This window comes from Streptomyces sp. NPDC059534, from assembly GCF_042743475.1.
Taxonomy (GTDB): Bacteria; Actinomycetota; Actinomycetes; order Streptomycetales; family Streptomycetaceae; genus Streptomyces.
This window is the reverse complement of the sequence record NZ_JBHWAQ010000004.1, coordinates 25,093-51,247: the sequence shown is the minus strand read 5'-3', so window position 1 is coordinate 51,247 and position 26,155 is coordinate 25,093. Positions and strand designations below refer to the sequence as shown.

The following is a 26,155-nucleotide window of genomic DNA, read 5'->3' as shown; positions in this document are numbered from 1 at the left end:
CCTGATGACTGCAACCCTCGTCGCCAAGGACCTCGCCGCCGGCCACGGCGAACGCACCCTCTTCGCCGGGCTCGACCTGGTCGTCGCCCCCGGCGACGTCATCGGCCTCGTCGGCGTCAACGGCGCCGGCAAGTCGACGCTGCTGCGGCTGCTCGCCGGGCTGGACACGCCGGAGGAGGGCGAGCTGCGGCTCTCGCCGCCCACCGCGGCCGTCGGGCACCTCCCGCAGGAGCCGGAGCGGCGCGACGGCGAGACCGTGCGCGAGTTCCTCGCCCGGCGTACCGGCGTCGCCGCCGCCCAGGCCGCCATGGACGAGGCCACCCAGGGCCTCGTCGACGGCACGCCCGGCGCCGACGACGCGTACTCGGTCACCCTGGAGCGCTGGCTGAACCTCGGCGGCGCGGACCTCGACGAGCGCGCCGACGAGGTCGCCGACTCCCTCGGTCTGACCGTCGGCCTCGACCAGCCGATGACCTCGCTCTCCGGCGGCCAGGCCGCCCGCGCCGGCCTCGCCTCGCTCCTCCTCTCGCGCTACGACGTCTTCCTCCTCGACGAGCCCACCAACGACCTCGACCTCGACGGCCTGGAGCGCCTGGAGGCGTTCGTGAAGGGGCTGCGCGCGGGGACGGTCGTCATCAGCCACGACCGCGAGTTCCTCACCCGCACCGTCACCAAGGTCCTCGAGCTCGACCTGGCCCAGCAGCAGATCACCCTGTACGGCGGCGGCTACGACGCCTACCTCGACGAGCGGGACACCGCCCGGCGCCACGCGCGCGAGGACTTCGAGGAGTACGCGGGCAAGAAGGCCGCCCTGGAGGCGCGCGGCCACATGCAGCGCTCCTGGATGGACAAGGGCGTCAAGAACGCCCGCCGCAAGGCCACCGACGGCGACAAGCTCGGCCGCAACGCCCGCAGCGAGGCCAGCGAGAAGCAGGCCGCCAAGGCCCGCCAGACCCAGCGCATGATCGAACGTCTCGACGTCGTCGACGAGCCCCGCAAGGAGTGGGAGCTGCGCATGGAGATCGCCTCCGCACCGCGCTCCGGCTCGGTCGTGGCGACCCTGCGCGAGGCGGAGGTCCGCCGCGGCGACTTCTCCTTCGGCCCCGTGACCCTCCAGATCGACTGGGCGGACCGGGTCGCGGTCACCGGTGCCAACGGCGCCGGGAAGTCGACCCTGCTCGCCGCCCTGCTCGGCCGTCTCCCGCTGGACTCCGGGGACACCGTCCTCGGCTCGGGCGTCGTCGTCGGCGAGGTCGACCAGGCCCGCAAGCTGTTCCACGGCACCGAGAAGCTCCTCGAGGCGTTCTGCGCGGCCGTGCCCGACACCGAGCCCGCCGAGGTCCGGACGCTGCTCGCCAAGTTCGGCCTCAAGGCCGAGCACGTGCTGCGCCCGGCGACCACGCTCTCCCCGGGCGAGCGGACCCGCGCCGCACTCGCCCTCCTCCAGGGCCGGGGCGTGAACCTGCTCGTCCTCGACGAGCCGACCAACCACCTCGACCTGCCGGCCATCGAGCAGCTGGAGTCGGCCCTCGACTCGTACACCGGCACCCTGCTCCTCGTCACCCACGACCGGCGCATGCTCGACGCCGTCCGTACCAACCGCCGCATCGAGGTCGCCGACGGCAAGGTGACCGAACTCTGATGACGGTCGCGTTCGGCTGGGGGCCCGTCGAGGCGCGGGCCCTCGCCCCGGCGGCCGCCTGCGTGGTCGTGGTCGACGTGCTGTCGTTCACCACCGCCGTCGGTGTCGCCGTCGAGGCCGGCGCGGCCGTCCACCCCTACCGGTGGCGGGACGCCTCGGCCGCCGCCTACGCGGCCCGTGTCGGGGCGACCCTCGCCGTCGGCCGCCGCGAGGCGACACCCGAGCACCCCTGGTCGCTGTCCCCGGCCGCCCTGCGGGCCGCCCCGGTCCCCGCACGGCTGGTCCTGCCGTCCCCGAACGGCTCCACGATCGCGGCCGAGGCCGGCGGCGCGACCGTCGTCGCCGCCTCCCTGCGCAACCGCACCGCCGTCGCCCGCTGGCTCACGGACCGCGGGTACGGCACGGCGGAGCGCCCGCTGGCGGTCGTCGCCTCCGGCGAGCGGTGGCCCGACGGCTCGCTGCGCCCGGCGCTGGAGGACCTGCTGGGCGCGGGAGCGGTGCTCTCGGCCCTCGGGGGCACGAACACCATGACCCCGGAGGCGACCGCGGCGGCGACGCTGTGGTCGGCGACGGAGGACCCGGTCGCCGCCTTGCACGGCTGCGACTCGGGCCGTGAACTGTACGAGTACGGCTATCCGCAGGACGTGGCCGTGGCCGCCGAGACCGACAGCTCGACGACCGTTCCCGTTCTCGTGGACGGCGCTTTCCAGGAGGCAGCAGCATGACCGACCTACTGACCCGGCTGACCGAGATGCTGGACGATCTGGACGCGGACGTCGACGAGACGATCGACCTCGCCGACGAGATCGCGGCCTCGGGCGACGCCGGGCTCCTGCCGCGCCTGCAGTCGGAGCTGGACCGCGCCCTCGCGGACCGGAACGCCTACGCCCGTGAGCTCCTCGGCGGCGTCCTCGCCGCCATCGGCGGCCCGGAGGCCCTGCCGACCCTGATCCGCGCCTCGGCCGTCGATCTCGGCGACGACCAGGACGGCCTGGCCGCCGAGATCGTCGAGCTCGTCCAGGCGGACCCCAAGGCGGCCCGCGAGCTGCTCCAGCCCCTCACCGACGACGACGACCTCTCCGTCGCCCACCGCGCCGACTGGGCCATGCGCTTCCTCCCGTAACACCCGGAACACCGCCGCACCCCGAAGCGTCCGCCGCACGCTTCCCCGCGTACCGCCGGGCGTGCCAGGGCGCCCGGCCGTCGTTCTGGTACGTCCGGCCGCGCCTGCTCCGCCCGGCGCCGGGCGTCCTGGCGCCTCCGGCCGGGTGTCCTCCGCGTACCGCCGGGGCGTCCTGGCGCCGCACGCTTCCCCGTGTACCGCCGGGGCGTCCGCCTGGACGCCCCGGCCGTACGTCCGTCCTAGCGGCGCTTGCCGCCGCCCTCGCCCAGCAGGCCCGCCTTGCGGAGGGCGTCGGCCATCGCGCTGTTGGAGGGGGCCGGAGCCGCGGAACGGTCCCGAGCGGCGCCGCCACCGCCCCGTTCGGTACGGTCCCCGCGTTCGGCACGGCGTCCGCCGCCGCCCTGGCGCTGCTGCGGCGGCCGGCCGGAACGGTCGCCCCGCTCGGCGCGGTCACCGCGCTCACCCCGCTCGCGCTTGGGCGCGCCGCCGGTCGCGTCCGCGCCCGGCTCGTCGTCGAGGCGGAGGGTGAGCGAGATCCGCTTGCGCGGGATGTCGATGTCCAGGACCTTCACCTTGACGACGTCGCCGGGCTTCACGACGTCGCGCGGGTCCTTGACGAAGGTCTTCGACATCGCGGAGACGTGGACCAGGCCGTCCTGGTGCACACCGATGTCCACGAACGCCCCGAAGGCCGCCACGTTGGTGACGACACCCTCCAGGACCATCCCGGAGCCCAGGTCGCCGATCTTCTCGACGCCGTCCTTGAAGGTGGCCGTCCTGAACGCGGGCCGCGGGTCGCGTCCGGGCTTCTCCAGCTCGCGGAGGATGTCGGTGACGGTGGGCAGACCGAAGGTGTCGTCGACGAAGTCGTCCGCGCGCAGCGAGCGCAGCGTGCCGGTGTCACCGATCAGCGCGGCGACCTCGCCGCCGGTCGCCTTCACCATGCGGCGCACGACGGGGTACGCCTCGGGGTGCACCGACGAGGAGTCGAGCGGGTCGTCGCCGCCCCGGATGCGCAGGAAGCCGGCGCACTGCTCGTACGCCTTCGGACCGAGCCTGGCCACGTCCTTGAGCGCCCGGCGGGAGCGGAACGGGCCGTTGCCGTCCCGGTGGGTGACGATGTTCTCGGCGAGACCGGCGCTGATGCCGGACACCCGCGAAAGGAGCGGCGCGGAGGCGGTGTTGACGTCGACGCCGACGCCGTTCACGCAGTCCTCGACCACGGCGTCGAGCGAGCGGGAGAGCTTCCCCTCGGCCAGGTCGTGCTGGTACTGGCCGACGCCGATGGACTTCGGGTCGATCTTCACCAGCTCGGCCAGCGGGTCCTGGAGGCGACGCGCGATGGAGACGGCGCCGCGCAACGACACGTCGAGCTCGGGGAGTTCCTGCGAGGCGAAGGCGGAGGCCGAGTAGACCGACGCGCCCGCCTCCGAGACCATCACCTTGGTCAGCTTCAACTCGGGGTGCTTGGACAGGAGTTCACCCGCCAGCTTGTCGGTCTCGCGAGAGGCCGTGCCGTTGCCGATCGCGACCAGCTCGACCGCGTGCTCCTTGGCGAGCCGCGCGAGCCGGTCGAGCGCCTGGTCCCACTTGTTGGCGGGGACGTGCGGGTAGATCGTGTCGGTGGCCACGACCTTGCCGGTCGCGTCGACGACGGCGACCTTCACACCGGTACGGAAACCGGGGTCGAGGCCGAGCGTCGTGCGGGTGCCGGCCGGCGCGGCGAGCAGCAGGTCGCGCAGGTTCGCCGCGAAGACCCGGACCGCCTCGTCCTCGGCCGCCGTCCGCAGCCGCAGGCGCAGGTCGATCCCGAGGTGGACGAGGATGCGGGTCCGCCAGGACCAGCGGACCGTGTCCTGGAGCCACTTGTCACCGGGGCGGCCCCGGTCGGCGACCCCGAAGCGGCCGGCGACGATCCCCTCGTACGAGGAGGGTCCCTCGGTGGGCTCCTCCGGCTCCAGGTCCAGGCTGAGCACGTCCTCCTTCTCGCCGCGCAGCATGGCGAGCACCCGGTGCGAGGGCAGCGCCGTGAACGGCTCGGCGAAGTCGAAGTAGTCGGCGAACTTGGCTCCCGCCTCCTCCCGGCCGTCGCGGACCTTGGCGACCAGTCGGCCGCGGCCCCACATGCGCTCGCGCAGCTCGCCGATGAGGTCGGCGTCCTCGGAGAACTTCTCGGCGAGGATCGACCGCGCGCCCTCCAGGGCCGCGGCGGCGTCCGCGACGCCCTTGTCCCCGTCCACGAAGGCCGCGGCGGCGGCCGCGGGCTCGACGGACGGGTCGGCGAGCAGCCCCTCGGCGAGCGGCGCGAGGCCGGCCTCGCGGGCGATCTGGGCCTTCGTCCGGCGCTTCGGCTTGAAGGGCAGGTAGATGTCCTCCAGGCGCGCCTTGGTGTCCGCGGCCCGGATGTCGGCCTCGACCTCCGCGGTCAGCTTGCCCTGCTCGCGTACCGATTCGAGGATCGCCGAGCGGCGGTCCTCCAGTTCGCGCAGATAGCGCAGTCGCTCCTCCAGGGTGCGCAGCTGCGCGTCGTCGAGCGTCTCGGTCGCTTCCTTGCGGTAGCGCGCGATGAACGGCACGGTCGAACCGCCGTCGAGGAGCTCGACGGCTGCCTTCACCTGTCGCTCGCGTACGCCGAGCTCCTCGGCGATCCTTGCTTCGATGGACGTCGTCACGGTGTCCCGACTCGCCTTCTCGTGCCTCAAGCTTGCGAGTGCATTGTGCCGGGTCGGTCACCCGGACGCGGTAACCGACCCGTCCCGGCGGTTCGCCGGACCTGTCGTCACCCCTTGCCGGTGAGGTCCGCGGGGAAGGCGCCCGCGGCGGCCGCGGCGAACAGGAAGCCGCGCCCCAGCTCGGTCAGGCGCTCCACACCGGCCGCCCCGAGGTGCTCGTACGGGGCCGAGTCCAGCCGGTCGGTGTGCTCCTCCAGCTCGGCGCGGAGGGCGGTGCCGGCCTCGGTCAGCTCGCCGTCGGCGTCCAGCAGCCCGCGCTCGCGCAGCCGTTCCACCGCCGCGTCCCAGTCGGCGCGCCGCCAGCCGCGCGAGCCGAGGACCCAGCGCGGGGCCATGCCCTTGCCGGTGGCGGTGTGCGAGGCGAGGGCCTCGACGGGGTCGAGACCGGCGGAGAGCAGGGCCGTGAGGTGGCCGTCGCCCCGGTGCTCGCGCAGCAGGGTGGCGGCGTACCAGTAGGCGAGGTGGGGCTCCTCGGGCACCGGCAGGTCCGCGTGGGCCGAGTAGAGCGGCCGGGCATGCCGGGTGCACGCCTCGGTGGCGCGCAGCGCGAGCCCGGCGGCCTCGGTCATCTCCGGGGAGGTGGCGGCGTCGCCGAGCAGCCGGCGCAGGGTCGCGTCCGCGGTGCGCAGCCGCGCGTCCAGGACGTCGGCGGGGGAGGCGGTCTCCCAGACGGCGGGCAGGTGCCGGGCGAGCAGCTCGTGGTTGTAGTTGTAGAAGGTCGCGGCGACCGTGCCCGCGCCGACGGCGCCGAGGGCGGCGCTCCGGGCGGCGAGCCGCATCGCGCTCTGGTCGGTGAAGCCGAGGGCGGTGAACTCGCGGTCGAGGTCGGGCGAGAAGTAGAGCGTGGAGTGCAGCGGGTTGAGGGCGTTGTGGCAGCGGCGTCCGGCGCGCGGAGGCAGTGCAGTCGTCATGCACCCGAACGTTACCGACTGGTCGGTACGACGGGAACGGCCGTACCCGTCCCGCTCCGGCCGATGGCAGGAAAGGTGGGTTCCCCGTCGTTGCGGACGCCGCGGGTCCCGCGAAGGATGGAGGCATGACGCAGCGACCCGTACTCGTCGTCCTCTTCGACGGCGTGCAGAGCCTCGACGTCACCGGCCCCGTCGAGGTGTTCGCCGGTGCCGGCCGCGCCGCGGGGGACCCGGCCGCGTACCCGATCCGGACGGCCTCCCTGGACGGCGGCCCCGTCCGTACGCACAGCGGGCTGCGCCTGCTCCCCGACACCACCCTCGAGGCGGCGGTCGCCGACGGCCCGCCGCACACCCTCGTCGTCCCCGGCGGCGAGGGCACCCGGGCGCCCGATCCGGCCCTGATCGACTGGCTGCGCGCCCACGCCCCGCACGCCGCACGTCTGGTCTCCGTCTGCACCGGGGCGCTGCTGCTCGCCGAGGCCGGGCTCCTCGACGGGCACCGGGCCACGACCCACTGGATCGCCTGCGACCACCTCGCCCGCTGCTTTCCGGAGGTCGACGTCGACCCGGACCCGATCTTCGTCCGGGACGGCCGGCTCTCCACCTCCGCCGGCGTCACGGCGGGCATCGACCTGGCCCTCGCCCTCGTCGAGGAGGACCTCGGCCGGGACACGGCCCTGACGGTCGCCCGCCACCTGGTCGTCTTCCTGCGCCGCCCCGGCAACCAGGCCCAGTTCAGCGCCCAGCTGTCCGCCCAGACCGCGCGCAGCGAGCCGCTGCGGGACCTCCAGCACTGGATCACCGAGCATCCCGACGCGGACCTCTCCGTCGGGGCGCTCGCCGCCCGCGCCCGGCTGTCGCCCCGCCACTTCGCCCGCGCGTTCCACGCGGAGACCGGCACGCCGCCGGGCCGCTATGTCGACCGGGTCCGGCTCGAACACGCCCGCCGCCTCCTGGAGGACACCTCGCGCGGCGTCGAGGAGGTCGCCCGCGCCTCCGGCTACGGCACCCCCGAGGCCATGCGCCGCGCCTTCCTGAAGGCGCTGGGCACCGGCCCGGCCGAGTACCGCCGCCGTTTCCACACCGTTCTCGGCTGACCCGTCGGCCTCCGCCGCCTCACCCGACCCGCCCCCACCACGGACGACTCACGACGGACGACTCCACCGCGGACGACTCCACGACGAACGACCACACCACCGAGAGGGATCACCATGCAGATCGCCGTCCTGCTCTACGAGCGCTTCACCACCCTCGACGCCGTCGGGCCCTACGAGCTCCTCGCCCGCCTCCCCGGAGCCGACACCGTCTTCGTGGCCAAGGAGGCCGGCCCGGTCCGCAACGACCAGGGCAGCCTGGCCCTGGTCGCCGACAAGACCCTCGCCGAGGTGCCGCGCCCGGACATCGTCCTCGTCCCCGGCGGGCCCGACGCGCGGGTGGCCATGGGCGACCCGGAGATCCTGGACTGGCTGCGTACCGCCGACGCCACCAGCACCTGGACCACGTCGGTCTGCACCGGCTCGCTGATCCTCGCCGCCGCCGGCCTGCTCGAAGGACGCCGGGCGACCACGCACTGGCTCGCCTTCGACGAACTGCGGGCCCAGGGAGTCGAGCCCACCGGCGAGCGGGTCGTCTTCGACGGCAAGTACGTCACCGCCGCCGGCGTCTCGTCCGGCATCGACATGGCGCTGCACCTGCTCGGCCGGATCGCCGGCGACGAGGTCGCCCAGACGATCCAGCTGCTCACCGAGTACGACCCGCAGCCGCCGTACGACGCGGGCTCCCCGGAGAAGGCCCCGGCCGAGATCGTCGCGCACTGGCGCGGCGGGAAGGTGCCGGTGCGGGAGGGCTGAGCCTCAGAGCCCGTACGTGAAGCGGGGCGGGCGGCGCTCCAGGAAGGCGGCGACCCCCTCCGCGGTGTCGCCGCTGCCGCGCGCCTGCTCCGCCCAGTGCGCGTCCCGGTCGAGGCGTCCGTCGGCGAACTCCTTGGCCGCCGTCTGGGTGAGCAGGGACCGCGAGGCGAGGACCCGTACGAAATCGGCCACCCGCTTGTCCAGTTCGCCCGCCGGGTGGAGCTCGTCCACGAAGCCGGTCCGCAGCGCCCGTTCCGCGTCGATCAGTTCGCCGGAGAACAGCAGGTACTTGGCGGTCGACGGGCCCACGAGCGCGGTGAGCCGGCGGGTCGACGAGGACGAGTAGACGATGCCGAGCTTCGAGGGCGTGATCCCGAAGCGGCTGCCCTCCTCGGCGAACCGCAGGTCACAGGCGGCGGCGAGCTGGCTGCCGCCTCCGACGCAGAAGCCCCGGACCGCCGCCAGAGTCGGCTTGGGGAAGGCGGCGAGGGCGTCCTCGGCCCGTACCGCGAGCGTCTGCTGCTCGTCCCCGGGCTCCCGCAGCGTCGAGATGTCGGCGCCGGCGCAGAAGGTGTCGCCTTCGCCGGTGAGGACGAGCACCCGGACGGCCGGGTCGGCGGCGAGCCGCTCCAGGACACCGGGCAGGGCGCGCCACATGCCGGCGCTCATCGCGTTGCGCTTGGCGGGGTTGGCGATGACGACGGTGGCGATGCCGTCCCTGACGGTGTCCTTCAGCTGCGGCTCCATGGGCCGGATGCTACCGACCGGACCCGAACGTACGATCAGGAAGGGGGTCGACCGGACGGCCTCGCCGCTCTCCCCGGCCGCCGGGCTCTTCCGGCCGGTCGACGGCGTGGCTCGGTGCCGGGGACCGGCACGCCTCCGGAGTCGTCAGAAAGCGTGCAAGAGCGGTCGAACAACTGACTTTGGCATACTCGGCCGATCGGAAGATGGCCGATAAGTGTCGACTTCTGGTCAGTAGGTCGGTCTGCCCGCGCGGATTGCCAAGACTCGATCCGTGGCGAGAATCGAGCACGAGGGTGGGAACGGGACCGTGGACACCCACGGAGGCGTCCCCACCCGGCAACCGTCCTTCGAAGGAGTCTGGCGCTTCACCGCGGCCGCGGTCGACGTCTCCGTCCCGCAGGCCCGGCACGCCGTACGCGACCTGCTGGTCCGTCAGGGCGTCCCCCTCCACGAGGAGATCATGGACGGCCTGCTGCTGATCGTCTCCGAGCTGGTCACCAACGCCGTGCGGCACGCGGCGCTGCTGTCCCCGGAGATAGCGGTGGAGGTGGCCATCGGCCCCGAGTGGATCCGGGTGTCCGTCGAGGACAACCACCCGTACCGCCCCAAGGCCCTTGAGGCGGACTACGGGCAGACCGGCGGCCGCGGGCTGCTGCTGGTCCGGGAGATCGCCCAGGAGGCCGGCGGTGCCTGCGACGTCGAGCACACCGCGGGCGGCGGCAAGATCATCTGGGCGGCGCTGCCCCTGGCCCCGATGGCACCGGGGCCGGGAGTCGTCACCCTGCCGGCGGTCACCAGCCCCCGGACGGACCCGTCAGCTCCCTGACGGCCGGACGCGCCGCGTCGAGCACCGTCATGAACCAGGCGGAGAACGGCGCGGCGGCGTGACGCTCGGTCAGCTCGGCGGCGGTCACGAAGGCGGTGTCCTCGATCTCCTCCGGGTCCGGCCGGGGTTCGGCCTGCACGAGACCGACGAAGAGGTGGTTGAACTCCTGCTCCACCAGGCCCGACGCGGGGTCGGGGTGGTTGTAGCGGACCGTGCCGGCCTCGGCGAGCAGCGTCGGCGAGACGCCGAGCTCCTCGAAGGTCCGCCGGGCCGCCGCCGCGAACGGCGCCTCGCCCGGGTAGGGGTGCCCGCAGCAGGTGTTCGACCAGACACCGGGGGAGTGGTACTTGCCGAGCGCCCGGCGCTGGAGCAGCAGCCGCCCCTCCTCGTCGAAGAGGAAGACGGAGAAGGCGCGGTGGAGCTGACCCGGCGCCTGGTGGGCGGCGAGCTTCTCCGCCGTGCCGATGGTCCTCCCCTCCTCGTCGACCAGTTCGAGCATGATCGGCGCCGGGGCTCCGGACGGCTGGACGCCGTTCGACATGATCTCCGGCGAGATCTGAGCCGCGGTGGCTGGTGTGGTCGGCATACCCATCCTTCGCTTCGGTCCTCGGCCCGGTGGGGCTCCCACAGTCTGCCGTACAAAACCGGCTTGTCCGTACTTCGACGGCCGGACGTGGCCGCTCCCGCCGCACCGGAGCGGAGCCGGTGCGGCGGGAGCGGGAGGACCCGGGAGGCGCCTAGACCCCGAAAGCCGCCGGATAGACGAGGGTGCCCGCCGGAACCGGCACGGAGCCGTCCAGGACGAGCGCCATCATCGTCTCGTCCGGAGCCTCGAAACCTGGCTTGATTCCGTACTCGGACGCCCGTACGAACCCGAAGCGGGGGTAGTACTCCGGATGGCCCAGGACGAGCACGAGCGGCTCGCCCCGCAGCCGGGCCGCGTCGAGCGCCGCCCGGACGACGGCCTGGCCGGCCCCCGTCCGCTGGTACGCCGGAGCCACCGACACCGGCGCGAGCGCCGCCGCGGGGGCACCGCCCACCCGGCAGCGGGTGATCAGCGCGTGCGCCGCGACCGTCCCGTCCGGGGCCTCGGCCACGAACGACAGGCCGGGTAGCCAGGCGTCGGGGTCCCGGCGGAGCGCGTCGACGAGATCGGCCTCGGTCGCGGAGGGCTCGGCCTCCGAACCGAAGGCCGTCGACACGACCCGCCGGATCGCCGCCGCGTCCCCGGCGGTCTCCGTCCGGGTGCGCCAGCGCGGATCGGCCGGACGCAGCGCGAAACCGGCGTAGCCGTAGTCGGAGCCGTGCTCGCGCCGCAGCGCGATCTCGGCCCGCGCGCCCGCCACCGCCTCCGCCATGCCGGGCACGGCGGTGTCCGCCGCGTCGGCGTGGGCGGCGAGCGGGACGTAGTACTCGTCCCAGTCGCTCTCGGGCTGCGCGACGGTGCCCAGGACGTGGTAGCCGGCCTCGACCGCCGCCGCCGCGTTCCCGACGACGGTACGGAGCCGGTAGTGCTCCTCCCAGAAGGCGCGGGCCACCGGGCCCGGCTCCTCGGTGGTCCAGACGCACTCGGTGAGGACCAGCGTGCCGCCCGGTGCGAGGAGCCTGCGCCATTCGGCGAGCGCCCGGTCGAAGCCGAGGACGAAGACCGAGCTCTCGGCCCAGACCAGGTCGAAGGAGCCGTCCGGGAACGGCAGCGCGCCCATGTCGGCGCGCACGGTGTGGACCGAGCCGTCGAGCCCGCGGGCCGCGGCGGCGGCGCGGAGCTCGGCGAGGAACGGCTCGTGGGTGTCGACGGCGGTCACCTCGGCGCCCGCCTCGGCGGCCAGGAGCAGCGCGCTGCGGCCCGGGCCGCAGCCCAGGTCGAGGACGCGCGGACGCTCCGGAAGCGGTCCGGTGAGCGCGAGGAGCCGACGGGTGGTGGTGTCGGAGCCGGGGCCCTGCCGCGGCAGACCGTGGTGCAAGGCGAAGAAGGAGTCGTGCAGAGCGTTGTCGGACAACGTGGGATTCCCTTGGTGAAAGGGTCCCGGCCGACGACGTGACGGACCGGTGGGAGTACCGGGATCAGGTCAGCCGGAGACCCGGAAGCTGAAGCTGGACCGGGCGCTGCCGCACTGGGCAGCCTCCATCGCGACGGTCATCAACCTCAGCTCCTCTCCACACGTGTTCGTACGAAAAGACTAACAGGAGGCGGCCGCTCAGAGGCAGAGTTTCGCCTCGTGCTCCGCGTGCCCCACCGGCTCCAGCTGGAAGGTGCAGTGCTCCACGTCGAAGTGCGACCCCAGGCATCCCTGGAGGGAGTGCAGCATCTTCTCGTGGCCGACCGAGTCCAGCGCCGCCTGGTCCACCACCACGTGCGCGGAGAGCACCGGCATCCCCGAGGTGATCGTCCACGCGTGCAGGTCGTGCACGTCCTCCACCCCCGGCAGGGCCAGGATGTGCGCCCGCACCTCCGCCATGTCGACGCCCTTGGGAGCCGCCTCCAGGAGGACGTCGAGGGTCTCGCGCAGCAGCTTGAGCGTCCGCGGCACGATCATGAGGCCGATCACGATCGAGGCGATCGGGTCGGCGTACTGCCAGCCCGTGGCCAGGATGATCCCGGCCGCCACGATCACGGTGACCGAGCCCAGGGCGTCCGCGAGGACCTCCAGGTACGCCCCGCGTACGTTGAGGCTCTCCTTCTGGCCCCGCACGAGCAGCGACAGCGAGATCATGTTGGCCACCAGGCCGACCACCGCGAAGGCGATCGTCAGACCGCCCTTGGTCTCGGCCGGTTCCAGGAACCGCTGGACCGCCTCGTACAGCACGTAGCCGCCGACGACGAGCAGCAGCAGACAGTTGGCCAGCGCCGCCAGGATCTCGGCCCGGGCGAACCCGAAGGTGCGGTTGCCGGACGGCGGACGGTTCGCGAAGTGGATGGCGAGCAGCGCCATCGCGAGGCCGACCGCGTCCGTCGCCATGTGCGCCGCGTCGGCGATCAGCGCGAGCGAGTCGGCGACCACGCCGCCGATGATCTCGATCACCATCACGGAGAGCGTGATGCCGAGTGCGATCCGCAGCCGGTTCCGGTACGCGGCCCCCGCGGTGCCCGTGGGGGGAGGGCCCCCGTGGCTGTGCCCGTGGTCGTGTCCAGCCCCCATGACATGGCCTCCCGGTCGTGTCGTCCGTCGTGCGCCCGATGGTTCCCGATTCGCAAGTGAACTACGGGTGGGGGGTATGTGCAACACGGTACTGAACACCGTTGTCATATGCTCTGACCTGCGGATATTCGAGGCCGTTCAGCCATGGCCCGAAGTGCCCCCCGAGGTGCTCCCGAGCGCGATCCGACCGTGGTTTGTGAGGCGGGCCGCCGATCGCCCATGATGATCACGACAGGAGCGGCGTATCCGTGCGGACACGGGAGGGCCCGGGGGAGTCCTGCCCGCGAAGCCTCGGTGAACTCGCGCTTCTGTTCATCCGATAGCCTCAGCCGACGTGTCGCCGCCCGGTGCCGGGCGGCACGGCCGCGCCCGGGGCCGCCATGAGCCCCGCCGGCCCTCCGTCAGCTCCAAGGAGTGAGTTCGTCTGTCGACCGCCATCCTCACCGGCCCGCCGGCACCCGGATCCTCGCTCGACGGAGATCTGCGGTCGCTCGGCTTCGACGTCCGGATCGCCTCCGACGCCGAGGAGACCGGCGCCCTGCTGGCCACCGTCCCGACGGGTGAGCGCGTCGCGCTCGTCGACCCCCGGTTCGTCGGCCACCTGCACGCGCTGCGCCTCGCCCTCACCGACCCCCGCTTCCCGGCCGCGGCGGCGCCCGGCGCACTCACCGCGCAGAGCGCGGCCCGCCCCGCGCTCGTCCGCGCGCTGACCGCCGTCGCCGGCGCCCCCGCGGCCGCCGGTACGGGCACGCTCACCGACGACCTCACCGGCACGCTCGCCGACGCCCTCGACGCCGACGGCGTCGCCGTGCACCGGCCCGCGCTCGGCACCCTCGTCGCCACCGTGCCCGCCGACGCCGAGGCCCGCCACGAGGCGCGCGCCGCCGTCGACGCGGTCGACGACGAGGCCGTCCGCCTCCGCTCGGCGGTCAAGGCGCACGACGGCTTCTTCACCACCTTCTTCATCAGCCCGTACTCCCGGTACATCGCCCGCTGGTGCGCCCGCCGCGGACTGACCCCCAACCAGGTCACCACCGCCTCGCTGCTCACCGCCCTGGTCGCGGCGGGCTGCGCGGCGACCGGCGAGCGCGGCGGATACATCGCCGCCGGCGTCCTCCTCCTCGTCTCCTTCGTCCTGGACTGCACCGACGGGCAGCTCGCCCGCTACGCGCTGAAGTACTCGACGATGGGCGCCTGGCTCGACGCCACCTTCGACCGGGCCAAGGAGTACGCCTTCTACGCGGGCCTCGCGCTCGGCGCCGCCCGCAACGGCGACGACGTCTGGGCGCTCGCGCTCGGCGCGATGATCCTCATGACCTGCCGCCATGTCGTGGACTTCTCGTTCAACGAGGCCAACCACGACGCCACGGCCAACACCAGCCCCACCGCGGCCCTCTCCGACCGGCTCGACAGCCTCGGCTGGACCGTCTGGGCCCGCCGCATGATCATCCTGCCGATCGGCGAGCGCTGGGCCATGATCGCGGTCCTCACCGCCGTCACCACCCCCCGGATCGTCTTCTGGGCGCTGATCATCGGCTGCGCGTTCGGTGCCTGTTACACCACGGCCGGCCGCGTCCTGCGCTCGCTGACCCGCAAGGCGAAGCGGACGGACCGGGCGGCCCAGGCCCTCGCGGAGCTCGCGGACTCCGGCCCCCTCGCCGGGTTCGCCGCCCGCGCCGTCGCCCGTACCGGCCTGCGCGGCCTCCCCGGCGTCGTCCTCGCCGCCGTCGCCACCGGCGCGCTGCTGGCCACGGTCCTCGCCCGGCCCTTCGGCGACCGCCAGGACGTGGTCGTCGCGGTCTTCTACGTGGTCTTCGCCGGAGCGGCCGTCGCCCGCCCCCTCAAGGGCGCCCTCGACTGGCTGGTCCCGCCGCTCTTCCGCGCCGCCGAGTACACCACCGTCCTCGTGCTCGCCGCCCGCTCCGACTCCGCGCACGCCCTCCCGGCGGCGTTCGGGCTGGTCGCGGCGGTCGCCTACCATCACTACGACACGGTGTACCGCATTCGCGGCGGCACCGGCGCGCCGCCCGCGTGGCTGGTGCGCGTCACCGGCGGACACGAGGGGCGCACGCTCCTGGTGACCGTCCTCGCCGCCCTGCTGGCGGACCGCGGTGACGACTTCACCCTGGCACTGACCGCTCTCGCGGCGGCCGTCGCGCTCGTGGTGCTCGTGGAGTCCATCCGCTTCTGGGTCTCCTCCGGAGCACCCGCCGTTCACGACGAAGGAGAAACAGCATGATCGGCCTCGTACTCGCAGCCGGTGCCGGACGGCGTCTGCGCCCCTACACCGACACCCTTCCGAAGGCCCTCGTGCCCGTCGACGGCGAGACCACGATCCTCGACCTCACGCTGAAGAACTTCGCCGAGATCGGCCTCACCGAGGTCGCGATCGTCGTCGGCTACCGCAAGGAGGCCGTCTACGACCGCAAGGACGCCCTGGAGGCCAAGTACGGCCTCACGATCACCCTCGTCGACAACGACAAGGCCGAGGAGTGGAACAACGCCTACTCCCTGTGGTGCGCCCGTGACGTCCTCAAGCGCGGTGTGATCCTCGCCAACGGCGACACCGTCCACCCGGTCTCGGTCGAGAAGACCCTGCTCGCGGCCCGCGGCAACGGCCAGAAGATCATCCTCGCCCTCGACGCGGTGAAGAACCTCGCCGACGAGGAGATGAAGGTCATCACCGCCGAGGGCAAGGGCGTCCAGCGCATCACCAAGCTGATGGACCCGGCCACCGCCACCGGCGAGTACATCGGCGTCACGCTGATCGAGCCCGAGGCCGCCGAGGAGCTCGCCGACGCCCTCAAGGTCACCTTCGAGCGCGACCCCGACCTCTACTACGAGGACGGCTACCAGGAGCTGGTCAACCGAGGCTTCACCGTCGATGTGGCCCCCATCGGCGACGTCAAGTGGGTCGAGATCGACAACCACGACGACCTCGCGAAGGGCCGTGAGATCGCGTGCCAGTACTGACCCGGCTGATCCCCTCGCCGGTCGTCGTCGACATCCGCAGGGGAGCGCTGGACGACCTGTCCGCGCTCCTCGCGGACCAGCGGATCTCCAGCAACGGCAAGATCGCCGTCGCCATCAGCGGCGGCTCGGGCCTCAAGCTGCGTGACCACTTCGCCCCGGAGCTGCCGGGCGCCGACTGGTACCCGGTCTCGGGCGGCACCATCGACGAGGCCGTGAAGCTCGCCGACGCCATGCGCGGCAAGCGGTACGACGCCGTGGTCGCCCTGGGCGGCGGCAAGATCATCGACGTGACGAAGTACGCGGCGGCCCGGGTCGGGCTGCCGCTGGTGGCCATCGCCACCAACCTGTCGCACGACGGCATCTGCTCGCCGATCTCCACCCTGGACAACGACAACGGCCGCGGCTCCTACGGCGTCCCCACCCCGATCGCGCTGGTCATCGACCTCGACGTGATCCGGGACGCCCCGGTCCGCTACGTCCGCTCCGGCATCGGCGACGCGATCTCCAACCTCTCCGCCATCGCGGACTGGGAGCTCTCCCACCGCGAGACCGGCGAGCCCGTCGACGGCCTGGCCGCCGCCATGGCCCGCAGCGCCGGCGAGGCCGTGCTCCGCCACCCCGGCGGCGTCGGTGACGACGACTTCCTCGTCACCCTCTCCGAGGGCCTGGTGATGTCCGGCATCGCCATGTCGATCAGCGGCGACAGCCGCCCCTCCTCGGGCGCCTGCCACGAGATCAGCCACGCCTTCGACCTGCTCTTCCCGGCCCGCGCCGCGAGCCACGGCGAGCAGTGCGGCCTCGGCGCGGCCTTCGCGATGCACCTGCGTGGTGCGTCCGACGCCTCCGCGCTGATGGTCGAGACCCTGCGCCGGCACGGACTGCCCGTCCGGCCGGAGGAGATGGGCTTCACCGTGGACGAGTTCGTCCAGGCGGTGTCCTTCGCCCCGCAGACCCGGCCGGGCCGCTTCACCATCCTCGAACACCTCGACCTGTCCGACGACGAGATCAGGGACGCGTACGCCGACTATGCAAAAGCCATCGGTAGCTGAGCTCCGACCGGTCGTCCACCCCCCGGGCGTGAAGGACCGGCGGAGCGGTGAGCACTGGGGCGGCCGCCTGTACATGCGGGAGATCTCGCTCAGGATCACCCGGCGGCTCGTCGGCACCAAGGTCACGCCGAACCAGCTCACGTACGTGATGACCGTCGCGGGCGTCCTCGCGGCACCGGCCCTGCTGGTGCCCGGGATCCCCGGGGCGCTGCTCGGCGCGCTCATGGTCCAGCTCTACCTGCTGCTCGACTGCGTCGACGGCGAGGTGGCCCGCTGGAAGAAGCAGTTCTCGCTGGCCGGCGTGTACCTGGACCGGGTCGGCGCCTACCTGTGCGACGCGGCCGTCCTGGTCGGCTTCGGCCTGCGCGCCGCAGACCCGTGGGGCTCGGGCCGGATCGACTGGCTCTGGGCGTTCCTCGGGACCCTCGCCGCGCTCGGCGCCATCCTGATCAAGGCCGAGACCGACCTCGTCGGCGTCGCCCGTCACCAGGGCGGGCTGCCGCCGGTCAAGGAGTCGGCGTCCGAGCCGCGCTCCTCCGGCATGGCGCTGGCCCGCCGGGCCGCCGGGGCGCTGAAGTTCCACCGGCTCGTCCTCGGCATCGAGGCGTCGCTGCTCATCGTCGTCCTGGCGATCGCGGACCAGGTGCGGGGCGACCTCTTCTTCACCCGGCTCGGCGTCGCCGTGCTGGCCGGCATCGCCCTGCTCCAGACCGTGCTGCACCTGGTGTCGATCATGGTCTCCAGCAGGCTGAAGTGAGGCCGGCCGTGAGTACGCCGCTCAAGGTGGGTGCCGTCGTCATCACGATGGGCAACCGCCCCGACGACCTGCGCGCGCTGATCGACTCGGTCGCCAAGCAGGAGGGCGACCCGGTCGAGGTCGTCGTCGTCGGCCAGGGCACCCCGGTCACCGGGGTGCCCGACCGGGTCCGCACCGTCGACCTGCCCGAGAACGTCGGCATCCCCGCCGGCCGGAACGTCGGCATCGAGGCGTTCGGCCCCGGTGGCACCGACGTCGACATCCTGCTCTTCCTCGACGACGACGGGCTGCTCGCCCACGCGGACACCGCCGAACTGGTCCGCCAGGCGTTCACCGCCGACCCGCGCCTGGGCATCATCAGCTTCCGCATCGCGGATCCGGAGACCGGGCTCACGCAGCGGCGGCACGTGCCGAGGCTGCGCGCCGCCGATCCGATGCGTTCCTCGCGGGTGACCACCTTCCTCGGCGGCGCCAACGCGGTCCGCACCAAGGTCTTCGCCGAAGTCGGCGGTCTTCCGGACGAGTTCTTCTACGCCCACGAGGAGACGGACCTCGCCTGGCGGGCGCTCGACGCCGACTGGATGATCGACTACCGTTCCGACATGGTGCTGTTGCACCCCACCACCGCCCCCTCCCGTCACGCTTCGTACCACTTCAACGTGGCTCGCAACCGAGTGTGGCTGGCACGTCGCAATCTGCCCGCGCCCCTGGTGCCGGTCTATCTCGGCGTCTGGCTCCTGCTCACCCTGGCCCGGCGGCCCTCGCTCCCCGCGCTGAAGGCATGGTTCGGCGGATTCCGCGAAGGCTGGACGACCCCCTGCGGACCACGTCGTCCCATGAGGTGGCGTACGGTGTGGCGGCTGACCCGGCTGGGTCGCCCCCCGGTCGTCTGACATCGTGGTACCCGACGTGCCGCGCATCTTGAACACGAAAGTTTCGACTTGTGAGTGACACACACCAGGGCGGGGCGGTCGCGACGAGCGCGCCTCCGTCCGTAGACGAGGGCCTGTCCTCGGCCGCGCTGGCCGCGAAGTACGGCCTCTCGGTCAGTGGCGCCCGGCCCGGACTGTTCGAGTACGTCCGGGATCTGTGGAGCCGGCGCCACTTCATCCTGGCGTTCTCCTCGGCCAAGCTGACCGCCCAGTACAGCCAGGCGAAGCTGGGCCAGGTGTGGCAGGTGGCGACCCCGCTGCTCAACGCCCTGGTCTACTACCTGATCTTCGGGCTCATCCTGGGCGCGGGCCGCGGCATGACCAAGGACGTCTACATCCCGTTCCTGGTCACCGGCATCTTCGTGTTCACCTTCACCCAGAGCTCGGTCATGGCCGGCGTCCGGGCGATCTCGGGCAACCTGGGCCTCGTCCGGGCCCTGCACTTCCCCCGGGCCACCCTGCCGATCTCCTTCTCGCTCCAGCAGCTCCAGCAGCTGCTGTTCTCGATGATCGTGCTCGTGGCGGTCGCGATCGCCTTCGGCAGCTACCCCTCGCTCCGCTGGCTGCTGCTGGTCCCGGCGCTGTTCCTGCAGTTCGTGTTCAACACCGGCCTGGCCATGATCGTGGCGCGGATGGGCGCCAAGACGCCCGACCTCGCCCAGCTGATGCCGTTCATCATGCGCACCTGGATGTACGCCTCGGGCGTCATGTTCTCGATCTCCGCGATGCTGGCCGACAAGCCCGCGTGGATCGCCGACGTCCTCATGTACAACCCGGCGGCCGTCTACATGGATCTCATCCGCTACGCCCTCATCGACGGCTACGGCGCGGAGAACCTGCCCTCGCACGTCTGGATCACCGCCCTCGGCTGGGCCCTGGTCTTCGGCATCGGCGGCTTCGTCTACTTCTGGAAGGCCGAGGAGAGGTACGGCCGTGGCTGAACCGAACCAGTCCCACGTTCCCACCGTCATCTGCGACGACGTCCACATCGTCTACCGGGTCAACGCCGGCGGCGGCGGCAGGGGCAGCGCCACCGCGGCGCTCAGCCGGATCCTCGGCAAGGGCAAGGCCGAGGTCACCCGGGGCGTCCGCAAGGTCCACGCGGTCCGCGGCGTCACCTTCACCGCCTACCGGGGCGAGGCCATCGGCCTCATCGGCTCCAACGGCTCCGGCAAGTCCACGCTGCTGCGCGCCATCGCCGGACTGCTCCCCACCGAGAGCGGCAAGGTCTTCACCGACGGCCAGCCCTCGCTCCTGGGCGTCAACGCGGCCCTGATGAACGACCTCACCGGCGAGCGCAACGTGATCCTGGGCGGCCTCGCGATGGGCATGAGCCGCGAGGAGGTGCGCTCCCGCTACGACGGGATCGTCGACTTCTCCGGCATCAACGAGAAGGGCGACTTCATCAGTCTGCCCATGCGCACGTACTCCTCCGGCATGGGCGCCCGGCTCCGCTTCGCCATCGCGGCCGCCAAGAACCACGACGTCCTCCTCATCGACGAGGCGCTGGCGACCGGTGACCGCAAGTTCCAGATCCGCTCCGAGGAGCGCATCCGCGAGCTCCGCAAGGAGGCCGGCACGGTCTTCCTGGTGAGCCACAGCAACAAGTCCATCCGGGACACCTGTGACCGGGTGCTCTGGCTGGAGAAGGGGCAGCTCCTGATGGACGGCCCCACGGACGAGGTCCTCAAGGCGTACGAACGCGAGACCGCGCGCTAGGCCCCCGAAGGTCTTCGCGGAGCCCCTGCCGGAGCACCCCGGCGGGGGCTCTTCCGTTTTCCGCGCGTCGCGCCGCCACCTGGAATGTTCATGCGGTCAACATCGGGCAGGATGAGCCCATGGCAGCGATCTCGGGGGGAAAGAACTACCACCACGGCGATCTGCGCAACGCGCTGATCTGCGCGGCCGTCGACCTCGCCGTCGAGGGCGGTCCCGAACGGGTCGTCCTGCGCGAGGCGGCCCGCCGGGTCGGCGTCTCGCCCACCGCCGCCTACCGGCACTTCGACGGGCGGGGCGAGCTGTTCCGGACCGTCAGGATCCACGCGCAGCGGGCCCTTGCCGACTCCATGGAGCGGGCCGCCGCCCGGGAGCCCGGCGCCGACGACCCCGCCCTGGCCGCCGAGCGCCGGCTGGCGGCGCTCTGCCGGGGGTACATCGCCTTCGCGATGGCCCAGCCGGGCCTCTACCGGGCCGCGTTCTGCGCGGCCCGCCAGACCGGGGCGGAGGTGTCGATGCCGGAGTGCCGGGTCCCCGAGCCCGAGGTCCGCGCGTTCACCCTGTTCGGGGAGGCACTCGACGCGCTCGCCAGGGCCGGAGCCCCCCGGCGGGAGGTCCGCCCGGCCGCCGGTGCCGCCGCGTGGTCGGCCGTGCACGGACTGTCACTCCTGCTGCTCGACGGCCCGCTCCGCCGGCTTCCCGCCCAGCGCCGGAACGCCGTCGTCGAGACCGCCCTCGCCATGGTCGTCTCCGGCACGCGTGTCCCCTGAGGTCCGCTTCGGGCCGAACTCCCTTGCGGTGCGGGGTGGTTGACGACCCGTACGGGTGAGGTGCGGGGTGTCCGCCACCCCGGAATGGCGACGGTCGTCGTACAACGTAAGCTGGACCGGTCTGATTCGCGGCAAGTAGGGCCATTCCCCACCGCCATCGGGCCTCCGGGCGGTGGCTCTACGGGCAGGGGTCGGCGGCGTGTCCGAAATAGGATGGATTGGATCGGCAGTGTAGAACGGGAGACGTGACGGCCATGACGCAGAATCTCCAGCTCCACGAGGGTGTCGCCGTCCCTCCGTCGGGCAGTGACCTGTGACGGACACCCGGCAGGCGCGCCCCGACGCCTCCTCGCGCGCCACACTCGGCAAGGCCGCGGACGAGAACTTCCCCGTGGCCCCCTTCTTCCTGCCCCGCGCCTGGCGCGACGACCTCATGGCCGTCTACGGCTTCGCCCGGCTCGTCGACGACATCGGCGACGGCGACCTCGCCCCCGGCGGCGCCGACGCCCGGCACCTCGGCGTCGACCCCGAGCGGGCCGAGGACCGGCTCGCCTTCCTCGACGCCTTCGAGGCCGACCTCCACCGCGTCTACGACTCCACGCCCCGTCACCCCCTGCTCCGCGCGCTCCAGCCGACCGTCCGGCGGTGCGGGCTCACCCCCGAGCCCTTCCTCGGCCTGATCGAGGCCAACCGCCAGGACCAGCTGGTCCGCCGCTACGAGACGTACGACGACCTCCTCGCGTACTGCGAGCTCTCCGCCAACACCGTCGGCCGGCTCGTCCTCGGGATCACCGGCACCGCCACCCCCGAGCGGATCCGGCGCTCCGACGAGATCTGCACCGCGCTCCAGATCGTCGAGCACCTCCAGGACGTCGCGGAGGACCTCGGCAACGACCGGATCTACCTGCCCGCCGAGGACCTCAAGCGCTTCCACGTCACCGAGGACGACCTCGCGCGGCCCACCGCCGGAGCCTCCGTGCGCGCCCTGATCGCCTTCGAGGCCGAGCGGGCCCGCGAGCTGCTCCACGCGGGCATCCCGCTCGTCGGCAGCGTCCACGGGCGGCTGCGCCTCCTCCTCGCCGGATTCACCGGCGGCGGACTCGCGGCGCTCGACGCCGTCACCGACGCCGGCTTCGACGTGCTCACCGGCCCGCCGAAGCCGACCAAGCCGAGCCTGATGCGCCAGGTGGGAGCGGTTCTGCTCCAGGCGCGGAAAGAGGGGTGAGCGCGACCGTGGAGGGACAGCCCCAGCCGTCCGCACCGGTACTGGCCGCCTACAGCTATTGCGAGGCGGTCACCGGGCAGCAGGCCCGTAACTTCGCCTACGGGATCAGGCTGCTGCCGACCGAGAAGCGCCAGGCGATGTCCGCGCTGTACGCCTTCTCGCGGCGGGTCGACGACATCGGCGACGGCACGCTCGCGACCGAGGCCAAGCGGGAGCGGCTCGAAGCCACCCGGACCCTGCTCGACCGGGTCCGCGCGGGAGAGGTCGAGGAGGACGACACCGACCCGGTCGCGGTCGCCCTCGCCGACACGGCCCGGCGCTTCCCGATCCCGCTCGGCGGCCTCGACGAGCTCATCGACGGCGTCCTCATGGACGTGCGCGGCGCGACGTACGAGACCTGGGACGACCTCAAGATCTACTGCCGGTGCGTCGCCGGGGCGATCGGGCGGATCTCCCTCGGCGTCTTCGGCACCCAGCCCGGCGCCCCGGGCGCCGACCGGGCCCCCGAGTACGCCGACACCCTCGGCCTCGCCCTCCAGCTCACCAACATCCTCCGGGACGTGCGCGAGGACGCCGGGAACGGGCGCACCTATCTGCCGGCCGACGACCTCGCCAAGTTCGGCTGCGGAGAGGGCTTCGGCAGCCCCACCCCGCCCCCCGGCTCCGACTTCGCCGGGCTCGTCCACTTCGAAGTGCGCCGCGCCCGCGCCCTGTTCGCCGAGGGCTACCGGCTGCTGCCCCTGCTCGACCGGCGCAGCGGCGCCTGCGTCGCCGCCATGGCCGGCATCTACCGGCGCCTGCTCGACCGGATCGAACGCGACCCCGAGGCCGTGCTGCGCGGCCGCGTCTCGCTGCCGGGCCGCGAGAAGGCGTACGTCGCGGTGCGCGGCCTCTCCGGCCTCGACACCCGCACCATCGCCCGACGTACCGTCAGGAGGCGTGCCTGATGCGACCGTACGCCACCGCCCGCCGGGCAACCCGAGGGACCGTTCCGGCGTCCCTGGACGGGGCGGCTGCATCCGCGACCGCCCTGCCGCCGACGGCCCCGGCCACCGGGTCCCCGCGGACCCGGACCGCGACGACCCGAACGGAGGCCGTGTGACGACCGACCCGACCCAGCGCGACGCCCGGCCGGACACCGACGCACCGGCCGCGCACACCGACCCGGCTCCCGGGACCGGCCGGCCCGGCACACCGGCCGGCACCGGCGCGGACGGGGACCGGCGGCGGCATGCCGTCGTCGTCGGTGGCGGGCTCGCCGGGATCACCGCCGCGCTCCAGCTCGCCGACGCGGGCGTCCGCGTCACCCTGCTCGAAGGGCGGCCCCGCCTCGGCGGCCTCGCCTTCTCCTTCCGCCGGGGCGACCTCACCGTCGACAACGGCCAGCACGTCTACCTGCGCTGCTGCACCGCCTACCGCTGGTTCCTCGACCGGATCGACGGCGCCCGGCTCGCGCCGCTCCAGGACCGCCTCGACGTGCCCGTCCTCGACGTCGGCCACCCGCGCGGCCCCCGGCTCGGCCGGATCCGCCGCGACAGCCTCCCCGTGCCGCTGCACCTCGCGCGCAGCCTCGCCACCTACCCGCACCTCTCCCTCGCCGAGCGGGCCTCCGTCGGCCGGGCCGCCCTCGCCCTGAAGAGGCTCGACCCCGCCGACCCGGCCCTCGACGGCATCGACTTCGCCACCTGGCTCGGCCGGCACGGACAGTCGCCGCGGACCGTCGAGGCCCTGTGGGACCTCGTCGGCATCCCCACCCTCAACGCCCCCGCGCCGCAGGCGTCCATGGGGCTCGCCGCGATGGTCTTCAAGACCGGTCTCCTCTCCGAGCCCGGCGCCGCCGACATCGGCTGGGCCCACGTGCCGCTCGGCGAACTCCACGACACCCGGGCCGCGAAGGAGCTCGACGCCCTCGGCGTCCGCACCCTGCTCCGCACCAAGGCCGAGCGGATCTCCCGCACCGACGACGGGCGTTGGACCGTCGCCGTACCCGGCGAGACGCTCACGGCGGACGCGGTCGTCCTCGCCGTACCGCAGCAGGAGACGCACGCCCTGCTGCCCGAGGGCGCCCTCGACGATCCCGACCGGCTCCTCGACATCGCCACCGCGCCCATCCTCAACCTGCACGTGGTCTACGACCGCAAGGTGCTGAAGCGGCCGTTCTTCACCGCTCTCGGCTCCCCGGTGCAGTGGGTCTTCGACCGCACCGACTCCTCCGGACTCACCGGCGGCGGCCAGTACCTCGCCGTCTCCCAGTCCGCCGCCCAGGACGAGATCGACGAGCCCGTCGCCGCCCTGCGCGAGAAGTACCTGCCCGAACTGGAGCGGCTGCTGCCGGCCGCCCGCGGCGCCGGGGTCCGCGACTTCTTCGTCACCAGGGAGCGGACGGCCACGTTCGCCCCCACCCCGGGCGTCGGCCGGCTCCGCCCCGGCGCCCGCACCAGGGCCCCGGGGCTGTTTCTGGCCGGGGCCTGGACCGCCACCGGCTGGCCCGCGACCATGGAGGGTGCCGTCCGCAGTGGTTTCAGCGCCGCGGGCGCCGCGCTCTCCGCTTTCGGCCGCCGCCATGACCATCCGCTACAGGAGGCGGCATGAGTGTGAGTACCGGAACAAGAGGAGAGACCGTGCCGACTGTGCCGCCGGGTAATCCGGCCGTCGACACCGCGGACGTGTCCGCACTGCTGGAGCGGGGGCGGACCCTGTCCACCCCCGTACTGCGGGCGGCCGTCGACCGCCTCGCGTCGCCCATGGACACCGTGGCCGCCTACCACTTCGGCTGGATCGACGCCCACGGCAACCCCGCCGACGGCGACGGCGGCAAGGCCGTCCGCCCGGCGCTCGCCCTGCTCTCGGCCGAGGCCGCGGGCGCCGCGCCCGAGGTCGGGGTCCCCGGCGCCGTCGCCGTGGAGCTCGTCCACAACTTCTCGCTGCTCCACGACGACCTGATGGACGGCGACGAGCAGCGCCGCCACCGCGACACCGTGTGGAAGGTGCACGGCCCGGCGCAGGCCATCCTGGTGGGCGACGCGCTGTTCGCCCTGGCCAACGAGATCCTGCTGGAGATCGGCACCGTGGAGGCCGGGCGGGCGACCCGCCGGCTCACCACCGCCAGCCGCAAGCTCATCGACGGCCAGGCCCAGGACATCTCCTACGAGCACCGCGAGCGGGTCACCGTCGAGGAGTGCCTGGAGATGGAGGGCAACAAGACGGGCGCCCTGCTCGCCTGCGCCGTCTCCATCGGCGCCGTCCTCGGCGGCGCCGACGACCGCACCGCCGACAAGCTGGAGGAGTACGGCTACCACCTGGGCCTCGCCTTCCAGGCCGTGGACGACCTCCTCGGCATCTGGGGCGACCCGGAGGCCACCGGCAAGCAGACCTGGAGCGACCTGCGCCAGCGCAAGAAGTCCCTCCCGGTCGTCGCCGCCCTCGCCGCCGGCGGCGAGGCGTCGGAGCGGCTCGGCGAACTGCTCGCCGCCGACGCCAAGTCCAACGACTTCGACACCTTCTCCGAGGAGGAGTTCGCCTTCCGGGCCGCCCTCATCGAGGAGGCCGGAGGACGCGAGTGGACCTCCCAGGAGGCCCGCCGCCAGCACGCCGTCGCGATCGCGGCCCTGGACGAGGTGGACATGCCCGCCCAGGTGCGGGCGCAGCTCACCGCCCTGGCCGACTTCGTCGTCGTACGGAAGAGATGATCACCATCACCCTGATATGACCTCGCAGTCGCCGGCCGGTGCCCTCCGGCGCCGGCCGACGGCAGACCCGTAG

At 73.1% G+C, this 26,155-nt stretch carries 24 protein-coding genes; 18 read left to right on the top strand and 6 right to left on the bottom strand.

Translation table 11 applies throughout. The features are described 5' to 3' along the window. The first annotated feature begins 4 nt into the window (after positions 1-4). From ACFVZH_RS06185 to ACFVZH_RS06175, 3 genes are read left to right on the top strand one after another with little or no spacing between them, the layout of a single operon-like run. Positions 5-1,642, top strand: coding sequence for an ABC-F family ATP-binding cassette domain-containing protein (locus ACFVZH_RS06185; RefSeq protein WP_384893756.1), 1,638 nt, complete (start codon positions 5-7; stop codon positions 1,640-1,642). Continuing rightward, positions 1,642-2,367 carry a 2-phosphosulfolactate phosphatase gene (locus ACFVZH_RS06180; protein ID WP_384893754.1) on the top strand — a complete coding sequence of 242 codons (726 nt, stop codon included), beginning with the start codon at positions 1,642-1,644 and terminating at the stop codon, positions 2,365-2,367. The genes ACFVZH_RS06185 and ACFVZH_RS06180 overlap by 1 nt, the downstream gene beginning before the upstream one ends. Next, positions 2,364-2,765 carry a hypothetical protein gene (locus ACFVZH_RS06175; RefSeq protein WP_384893752.1) on the top strand — a complete coding sequence of 134 codons (402 nt, stop codon included), beginning with the start codon at positions 2,364-2,366 and terminating at the stop codon, positions 2,763-2,765. Before ACFVZH_RS06180 ends, ACFVZH_RS06175 begins: the two co-directional genes overlap by 4 nt. A 239-nt stretch (positions 2,766-3,004) precedes the next feature. Here the strand turns inward: ACFVZH_RS06175 and ACFVZH_RS06170 are convergent, their stop codons facing one another. Together ACFVZH_RS06170 and ACFVZH_RS06165 are read right to left on the bottom strand one after the other, a co-directional pair. Then, the gene (locus ACFVZH_RS06170; protein WP_384893750.1) at positions 3,005-5,437 is read right to left on the bottom strand and encodes a Tex family protein; all 2,433 of its coding nucleotides are present in this window, start codon (positions 5,435-5,437) and stop codon (positions 3,005-3,007) included. Positions 5,438-5,544: 107 nt separating this feature from the next. Beyond that, complete coding sequence (locus tag ACFVZH_RS06165; RefSeq protein ID WP_384893748.1) at positions 5,545-6,408, bottom strand: hypothetical protein; 864 nt, start codon at positions 6,406-6,408, stop codon at positions 5,545-5,547. Between the two features lie 125 nt (positions 6,409-6,533). On the opposite strand from ACFVZH_RS06165, the gene ACFVZH_RS06160 reads away from it, so the two are divergent. Together ACFVZH_RS06160 and ACFVZH_RS06155 are read left to right on the top strand one after the other, a co-directional pair. After that, positions 6,534-7,505 (top strand): GlxA family transcriptional regulator, encoded by a 972-nt coding sequence (locus ACFVZH_RS06160; protein ID WP_384893746.1) that lies wholly within the window; start codon positions 6,534-6,536, stop codon positions 7,503-7,505. Between the two features lie 114 nt (positions 7,506-7,619). Next, positions 7,620-8,258: a DJ-1/PfpI family protein gene (locus ACFVZH_RS06155; protein WP_384893744.1), complete on the top strand. Its 639-nt coding sequence runs from the start codon at positions 7,620-7,622 to the stop codon at positions 8,256-8,258. 3 nt (positions 8,259-8,261) lie between these two features. Here the strand turns inward: ACFVZH_RS06155 and ACFVZH_RS06150 are convergent, their stop codons facing one another. Next, positions 8,262-9,005: an enoyl-CoA hydratase/isomerase family protein gene (locus tag ACFVZH_RS06150; RefSeq protein ID WP_384893742.1), complete on the bottom strand. Its 744-nt coding sequence runs from the start codon at positions 9,003-9,005 to the stop codon at positions 8,262-8,264. A gap of 307 nt (positions 9,006-9,312) precedes the next feature. On the opposite strand from ACFVZH_RS06150, the gene ACFVZH_RS06145 reads away from it, so the two are divergent. Beyond that, entirely contained in the window at positions 9,313-9,831 is a 519-nt protein-coding gene (locus ACFVZH_RS06145) for an ATP-binding protein (protein WP_384894267.1), read from the top strand. On the opposite strand, the gene idi is transcribed toward ACFVZH_RS06145, so the two are convergent. The 3 genes from idi to ACFVZH_RS06130 form a co-directional block, all read right to left on the bottom strand. Continuing rightward, positions 9,797-10,417 (bottom strand): isopentenyl-diphosphate Delta-isomerase, encoded by a 621-nt coding sequence (idi, locus tag ACFVZH_RS06140; RefSeq protein ID WP_384893740.1) that lies wholly within the window; start codon positions 10,415-10,417, stop codon positions 9,797-9,799. The two genes, ACFVZH_RS06145 and idi, sit on opposite strands and share 35 nt — an antisense overlap. A 151-nt stretch (positions 10,418-10,568) precedes the next feature. Continuing rightward, positions 10,569-11,831 carry a GNAT family N-acetyltransferase gene (locus tag ACFVZH_RS06135; protein WP_384893739.1) on the bottom strand — a complete coding sequence of 421 codons (1,263 nt, stop codon included), beginning with the start codon at positions 11,829-11,831 and terminating at the stop codon, positions 10,569-10,571. Positions 11,832-12,029: 198 nt separating this feature from the next. After that, positions 12,030-12,971 (bottom strand): cation diffusion facilitator family transporter, encoded by a 942-nt coding sequence (locus ACFVZH_RS06130; protein WP_384893737.1) that lies wholly within the window; start codon positions 12,969-12,971, stop codon positions 12,030-12,032. A gap of 424 nt (positions 12,972-13,395) precedes the next feature. Here ACFVZH_RS06130 and ACFVZH_RS06125 point away from each other — a divergent pair, with 424 nt between their 5' ends. The 12 genes from ACFVZH_RS06125 (at position 13,396) to ACFVZH_RS06070 (ending at position 26,082) form a co-directional block, all read left to right on the top strand. Continuing rightward, entirely contained in the window at positions 13,396-15,210 is a 1,815-nt protein-coding gene (locus ACFVZH_RS06125; protein WP_384894265.1) for a DUF5941 domain-containing protein, read from the top strand. Beyond that, on the top strand, positions 15,207-15,944 hold the full coding sequence (locus ACFVZH_RS06120; RefSeq protein ID WP_384893735.1) for a sugar phosphate nucleotidyltransferase: 738 nt from the start codon (positions 15,207-15,209) through the stop codon (positions 15,942-15,944). Before ACFVZH_RS06125 ends, ACFVZH_RS06120 begins: the two co-directional genes overlap by 4 nt. Further along, the gene (locus ACFVZH_RS06115) at positions 15,932-16,993 is read left to right on the top strand and encodes an iron-containing alcohol dehydrogenase family protein (RefSeq protein WP_384893734.1); all 1,062 of its coding nucleotides are present in this window, start codon (positions 15,932-15,934) and stop codon (positions 16,991-16,993) included. Before ACFVZH_RS06120 ends, ACFVZH_RS06115 begins: the two co-directional genes overlap by 13 nt. Next, positions 16,971-17,750 (top strand): CDP-alcohol phosphatidyltransferase family protein, encoded by a 780-nt coding sequence (locus tag ACFVZH_RS06110; RefSeq protein ID WP_384893732.1) that lies wholly within the window; start codon positions 16,971-16,973, stop codon positions 17,748-17,750. Before ACFVZH_RS06115 ends, ACFVZH_RS06110 begins: the two co-directional genes overlap by 23 nt. Positions 17,751-17,758: 8 nt before the next feature. Then, positions 17,759-18,643, top strand: coding sequence for a glycosyltransferase family 2 protein (locus ACFVZH_RS06105; protein ID WP_384893730.1), 885 nt, complete (start codon positions 17,759-17,761; stop codon positions 18,641-18,643). A gap of 50 nt (positions 18,644-18,693) precedes the next feature. Beyond that, a complete protein-coding gene (locus ACFVZH_RS06100; RefSeq protein ID WP_384893728.1) occupies positions 18,694-19,623 on the top strand; it encodes an ABC transporter permease in 930 nt (309 codons plus the stop codon). Then, positions 19,616-20,401 carry an ABC transporter ATP-binding protein gene (locus ACFVZH_RS06095; protein WP_384893726.1) on the top strand — a complete coding sequence of 262 codons (786 nt, stop codon included), beginning with the start codon at positions 19,616-19,618 and terminating at the stop codon, positions 20,399-20,401. Before ACFVZH_RS06100 ends, ACFVZH_RS06095 begins: the two co-directional genes overlap by 8 nt. 119 nt (positions 20,402-20,520) lie before the next feature. Further along, positions 20,521-21,168 carry a TetR/AcrR family transcriptional regulator gene (locus tag ACFVZH_RS06090; RefSeq protein WP_384893724.1) on the top strand — a complete coding sequence of 216 codons (648 nt, stop codon included), beginning with the start codon at positions 20,521-20,523 and terminating at the stop codon, positions 21,166-21,168. Between the two features lie 313 nt (positions 21,169-21,481). Continuing rightward, complete coding sequence (hpnC, locus tag ACFVZH_RS06085) at positions 21,482-22,393, top strand: squalene synthase HpnC (RefSeq protein ID WP_384893722.1); 912 nt, start codon at positions 21,482-21,484, stop codon at positions 22,391-22,393. Next, positions 22,390-23,340, top strand: coding sequence for a presqualene diphosphate synthase HpnD (gene hpnD, locus ACFVZH_RS06080; RefSeq protein WP_384893720.1), 951 nt, complete (start codon positions 22,390-22,392; stop codon positions 23,338-23,340). Before hpnC ends, hpnD begins: the two co-directional genes overlap by 4 nt. 316 nt (positions 23,341-23,656) lie before the next feature. Then, positions 23,657-24,985, top strand: a complete 1,329-nt coding sequence (gene hpnE, locus ACFVZH_RS06075; RefSeq protein ID WP_384894263.1) for a hydroxysqualene dehydroxylase HpnE — start codon at positions 23,657-23,659, stop codon at positions 24,983-24,985. Continuing rightward, the gene (locus ACFVZH_RS06070) at positions 24,982-26,082 is read left to right on the top strand and encodes a polyprenyl synthetase family protein (protein WP_384893718.1); all 1,101 of its coding nucleotides are present in this window, start codon (positions 24,982-24,984) and stop codon (positions 26,080-26,082) included. Before hpnE ends, ACFVZH_RS06070 begins: the two co-directional genes overlap by 4 nt. Positions 26,083-26,155: the final 73 nt, after the last annotated feature.